6 protein-coding genes are annotated in these 5,736 nt (G+C 42.9%); all 6 read right to left on the bottom strand.

All coding sequences use genetic code 11. The annotated features are described in order from the left end of the window. Window positions 1-170: 170 nt before the first annotated feature. Window positions 171-860: an ABC transporter ATP-binding protein gene (locus IH879_18595; protein ID MCH7676935.1), complete on the bottom strand. Its 690-nt coding sequence runs from the start codon at window positions 858-860 to the stop codon at window positions 171-173. Window positions 861-908: 48 nt separating this feature from the next. Further along, a complete protein-coding gene (locus IH879_18590) occupies window positions 909-2,129 on the bottom strand; it encodes an ABC transporter permease (GenBank protein MCH7676934.1) in 1,221 nt (406 codons plus the stop codon). A 53-nt stretch (window positions 2,130-2,182) separates the two neighbouring features. After that, window positions 2,183-2,566 carry a GxxExxY protein gene (locus tag IH879_18585; protein MCH7676933.1) on the bottom strand — a complete coding sequence of 128 codons (384 nt, stop codon included), beginning with the start codon at window positions 2,564-2,566 and terminating at the stop codon, window positions 2,183-2,185. A 31-nt stretch (window positions 2,567-2,597) separates the two neighbouring features. Further along, window positions 2,598-3,242: a methyltransferase domain-containing protein gene (locus tag IH879_18580; protein ID MCH7676932.1), complete on the bottom strand. Its 645-nt coding sequence runs from the start codon at window positions 3,240-3,242 to the stop codon at window positions 2,598-2,600. A 190-nt stretch (window positions 3,243-3,432) separates the two neighbouring features. Further along, window positions 3,433-4,668, bottom strand: a complete 1,236-nt coding sequence (locus tag IH879_18575; GenBank protein ID MCH7676931.1) for an ABC transporter permease — start codon at window positions 4,666-4,668, stop codon at window positions 3,433-3,435. 117 nt (window positions 4,669-4,785) lie between these two features. Further along, window positions 4,786-5,535: an outer membrane lipoprotein-sorting protein gene (locus IH879_18570; protein ID MCH7676930.1), complete on the bottom strand. Its 750-nt coding sequence runs from the start codon at window positions 5,533-5,535 to the stop codon at window positions 4,786-4,788. Between the last annotated feature and the right edge of the window lie 201 nt (window positions 5,536-5,736).

Raw genomic sequence — 5,736 nt, 5'->3', positions numbered from 1 at the left:
AGTAAAAAAGCATTATTTGTGAGAATGGAGTTTGAGCGAATGGTAAGATTTTTCACGTAACCGCCGAAGGCTAAAGATAGTTCCTGCGATGTGAGAGGGCCGGCAATAAAAGCAGTTTGGAATAATAAAATTAGCCAACTTCCGATCCGCAATTTTTCAATCATCAATATTCAATTAGATCTGTCTTCAACAATTTGACCATCCCGCAAAATTACCAAACGCCGCGCCCGTTTCATGACCATGGGATCGTGGGTTGAGAAAAGAAATGTGACGCCCTTCTTCTTATTCATCTCCTTCATTTTATCTAAAAGCAGGCTGCCGGTTTTCGAATCGAGATTAGCGGTGGGCTCGTCGGCGAGAATGAGCTTCGGGTGCGAAACCAGGGCACGCGCCACGGCCACCCTTTGCTGCTGGCCGCCGCTCAATTCGTTTGGACGCCGGTGCAGCAGATCTTCTTCGATACCCAATTCCGCAAATTCAGCTTTGACTCGTTGGTGCCGTTCTGCTTTCGAGACGCCCTGCAGCAATAGCATAAATTCAGCGTTCTCCTCGGCGGTGAGAACCGGAATCAAATTATATGCTTGAAATATAAACCCTAAAGTGTTTAATCTAAATTCAGCGAGTTTATTTCGATCCAGGTTGGTAAGGTTTTCTCCTGCCACCGTAACCGATCCGGATGTCGGTTTATCCAAGCCGCCGATAATATTCAGCAAGGTGGTTTTTCCCGAGCCGGATGGACCGGCGATCGCAGTGAACTCACCTGCTTCAACACCAAAGCGGACTTCACTCAAGGCCTGCACCGGCACTTTGTTTTTACCCTGATAGATTTTAACGATGTTTTCAAGCTGTACCAGACTCATAACAACTCCAATTCTTGTCGCGTCAATTTGTGAAATTTGTGGTTAAATTTAATCAAACCGAATCGCATCAGCAACCTCGAAGCGGCTGGCCTTTATTGAAGGCCATAAAACAGACAAAAATACGATTAAATTGATAAGCACCAAACCCAGAATAAAGTCCATCGCTACGATTTTAGGATAAAGAATTGAGCCAACGCCGAATTTTCCGATCCCTGCGGCAAAAGCGGAGAGATCCAGGCCGACCCGGCTTAAGTATCCAAAAACGGCAACGGAGATGCCGTACCCAAAACCGGAGCCGAGCAGTGTTATAAAAAAAGCTTCAATATACAACATGAACCGAATTTTCCGCGGAAAGACGCCGTTGGCCATCATAATTCCCAGCTCATGAATGCGTTCATAAATAACCATCAAAAATGAATTGGCAATGCTGAATGCAATGGCGACAAACAAAATAACGACGATAATAATCACTGAATAATCGTAAAGTTCCAGAGCGAGCACAAGTAAGCGATTGCGATCTCCCCAGGATAAGACTTCCAATTTCTTGCCTTGCACGTTCGATTTTATTGTTTGGATGATAGATTCCAGTTCCGGAGTCTCGTCCACTTTAATATTAAAAGCTGTAATTTGGTTTGTGTACCCGGCAAGACTTTGGGCGGCTGTTTGGTTAAGATATACGGAAGTTTTGTCAAAATCCGGACTTGTCGTTTCAAACAAACCGGAGATACGGTAAGCTCCGGAGCTTATGTCTTTATTCAAGTCCGAGGTCATCAGCACGACTTTTTCACCGATTTGCACGTTTAATTTCTCGGCAAGTCCTTTCCCCAGGAGAATCTGGTTTTCCCGCTCACTCAAATAATTTCCTTCGACAATCGATTGTGAAATAACCGTGATATGAGATTCTTGTTCAGGGCTTACACCATGAATCATCACACCCGCAGCTTTTTCCGTGCTGTTTATCATGCCGGAAAAAGAAACCAGCGGGGCATAATGGACGCCGTTGATTTCATTTAAGAATTGCTCTACATGCTCAGGGTTGCGAATGAACAAACGAATGTTGGGATTCTCATGATATCCTTTAGCGGCAATGGTAACGTGCCCACCGTGCAAATTGATGGTCGATTCCACCATTTGCACTAAAAAGCCGCGACTGAACGCAGAGGTCCCCATGTACCCAAAGATACCGACTGCAATCGACGTAATCAAAACCCAGCTGCGTCTTGGATTGCGCCAAATGTTTCGCCAGGATATTTTGAGGAGAATATTCATGTTTATTCCGACCATTACCAGAACCACTAATGAACGCTAATTGACGCGAATGATTAACGGGCTGTGTCGAGAACCAACCTTTCCCATTCTAATTTTGGGTGTTTGTAATTTATGATTAAGCCTACTTGTAAATTTGTAACTCTCAAATAATTTAGAATTGTTCCACGATGCTCATCAATGATGCTTTCAACGGTTTTAGTGTCGACAATGATTTTGTTTTCAACTATCAAATCTGGAATATATCTGTCAACTTTTTCACTACGATACATGACAGGAAAAACTGATTGTTGGGCGTATTCAAGTCCCTCGTGTTTGAATTCGACACAAAGAGCATTTTCATATGTTTTTTCTCTAAACCCATGGCCAATCTCATTATGGACTGCCATGGCACAGCCGACAATCTTATAAACAAGATCCTTTTCTATTAACTTAGTCATTATATTAGCGTTTATTCGTGTTTATTAGCGGTTAGATCTCTGCTTTTAAAACTTCCGACGGAAATGTATTTTGACTAACACTTACCACTTGAATATTCGAGAAACCAGTCTTTTTCAAATAACCTTCAAGTGAAACCGGACGACAGCCGGTTAGAATACTCGGAGATGCTTTAGCAAGCCAAGCCCAAAATTTATGGAACCAGTATTTACCATATGCCATGTTTGTAATGACAATCCGCCCCGGATTTTTTAATACCCTTTTGAATTCCAATAAAATTGCTTCGAACTTTTCTTCGGGTAGCAAGTCGAACATGTAATTATTGATGACCAGATCAAATTGGTTGTTCTTGAAAGGGAGCGAAAAAACATTTCCATAATTTAAATAATTTTGATAGGAATGCTCTAATCTTTTAATTGCTTTTGCAAGCATACCTGGTGAAAGATCCATTCCGACATTTTTGCCATCCCGGTTGCATTTAACAATTTCTTCAAAAACAATGCCAGTACCTACCGCTACCTCCAAAATATTTTCTCCGTTTTGAATTTCAGCCAGTTCAAATACCTTTTCTGCGGCTTTAGATTCGGTTAACCTACTCCACAAGTTGTAGGTCCACGCGACTTGGGAATAGGCTTTTTGAACGGATTTAGTTTTAAAAGTTCGACGTAATGTGTCCATTTTTCTCCCTCAGAACCATGACCAGGCAATGATTTAGGGACAAAAATATATTCCACCGAATTGCGCCGAAGTCACTGAAGCTCACCGAATTCGTTTTGAGTTAAAAAGTTTTCGGTGACCCCCGGTGATTTTCAGTGTGTTTCAGTGGGAAATTTTCTTTGCGTTCTTGGTGCCATCGGGTGATAAAATTTTATGTTTTCCTGAACGCCTCCATCGGATTCAGTTTAGTCGTTTTATAAATCGGATAAAGCAAAGCCAAAACCGCAAACATTGCAATTGTTAGAATAGGCTCATAAAAAACCTTTGCATCGCTGGAGAATTTTATGTCATCGATAACGAAACCATAATCGGCGTAAGCTTCTTTCAGTCCATCAGGCAGTGGAATTGGGTTTTGAGTCAAAATGAATATCACTAAATAAGAAAGCAAAAAGCCAACAGTCAGGGAAATCGATATCTTCAGAAAGGACTCGGTGAAAATGAGTCCGCCGATTTGCTTCGGCTTCATGCCAATTGATTGCAGGATTGCGAACTCTCGGGTGCGTTCTACGACGCTCATCATCGTTGTATTGAAAATTTCAATTCCTACAATAATTAGAATAAAAATCAGGTAGAAAACGCCGCTGATATTATCGAGGGCAATAAGCTGTTTGAGTTCAGGCATCATTTCTTCCCAGGAAAGGACTTCGTAACGAGGGTCATTAAAATCCATGAGCAGGGCTTTTGAAGCCAGATTCGCGTTTCTGAAATTCGTTGTGCTAAGAACAACCTCGGTGATGCCATTATAAAGTGAGTAGAGTTCCTGGGCGTTATGCAGAGGCATAATCATCAGGCCACGATCGAGGTCTGAATGGCCGACGCTGATGGTTCCTTTGACGACATAAAGATCTGCGCCCATTTGGTTGCGGTATCCTTGGGTTAAGACTACCAAAGTATCGCCAATTCCGACTGCCAGGTTTTTAGCTAAAGTTGCTCCGACCAGGACCAGATGATCATCCCCTGATTTTAATGACTCGCCTTCTTTCACCATCCCGGAAAATTGTGTGATTTTCGGCTCCCGCTCGGGTTCGATCCCCACAATTAAAGCGCCGGTACTGGCTGAATCTGAGCTGACCAAACCAAAGCTGGTGAGGCGCCGGCTGAAGGCGGTATATTGTGGGTACGTTTCAATAATAGCTTGCCAGTCTTTTTCATCTTGCGCTAAAAAATAGTCCACAGAGCGTTCATGCTGGAAACCGTTGCGATGCACCTGGACTTCGCCGTTATAAAGACTGACCGCCATGTATTCCATGGTGTCGTAGGTGCCATATTGCATCGACCGGGTTGTCGCCACGATGAGAATTGCAAACGCAATTGCTGAAATTGTAATAAGACTGCGGCGCTTATTACGCCAGATGTTGCGCCAGGCGAGGGTTAGGAGTTTTTTCATTTTCTTAGCGGTTATTTCCGAAACTTATCAGATATTCCAGAGGGATGCTGGATGCTGGATGCTGGTTGCTTGGTGCTTAGAATATCTAGAATCCAGTATCCGGCATCGAGCATCGAGTTACGGCTTCGCTCTCCTCAAATTCTGCTTGGTAAACACCGATCTCTTAACCGGCTTATTGAAGGTTACATCCTCAAGCTCCATAACGGTTTTATGCCCGGGTTTTTTTTCTTCGATGATTTCAAACTTTGCCGGGATAACCCGTCCGTCCATTTTTTTGATATCATAGAAAATCATGGTCCGGATCAGCTCACCTCGTTCGTTGTAATACTCTTCTTTGAGGGGTACATAGTTTTTGACTGCAATCAACATGACTATTTTATCCCAAACTACCGCTGCTTTCGGTTTGGGTTTGAGCTCAATTTTATAAGCCTCATAGCCGGCCACTCTTTCTTTGCCGAGCAAAGCATGAGAATAATCGGTGACGGCATTTGATTCCTGTACCAAATCATCATTGGTGAAATCCGACCCCATCCAGGACTGCAGCAGCATCGAAGGGGGAATTTTAATATCGCGGTTGATTTTCGGGATGTAATTCCACATTTCCTTCTTGATTTTCAGAAAGGTCACGCCCTTATCTTTTGCAGGTGCAAGTATCAGAATGAACGCCTTGTCTGTGCCCTCCGACCAGAATTTGAACTCAGTAGTCCGCTGCCAATCGGGTCGGATGATGGTCATGGTATATTTACCCGTGTGGGTTTTGCCGCGCATCAGATCATCCGATTTTTTGATGATGTCGCGAGCGGATTCCTGCGCGGTAACTGTAGTAACAAAAAGAAACAGCACCAGCAGATTTTTTATGATTTTCATAGTCATAACTAAAAAGTTTTTACGTGCTTTTGTGTTAAGAATGTTAAAGTAAATAATCTTTGGACTTTGTCAAGGTCTTTAGACTAAAAACGGAAATGTATTTTTTTGAACCCTCTAAAACTTGTGCACCGGCCGGGGCACTGAGCGTATTACTCCTTGCTTCTCATCGCTTTTTTTCATATTTTCCACACTTAAATTCAA

The organism is candidate division KSB1 bacterium (assembly GCA_022562085.1).
Classification (GTDB): domain Bacteria; phylum Zhuqueibacterota; class Zhuqueibacteria; order Oceanimicrobiales; family Oceanimicrobiaceae; genus Oceanimicrobium.
Note: the sequence above shows the minus strand (reverse complement) of the source record. Positions and strands in the feature narration are given on the sequence as shown.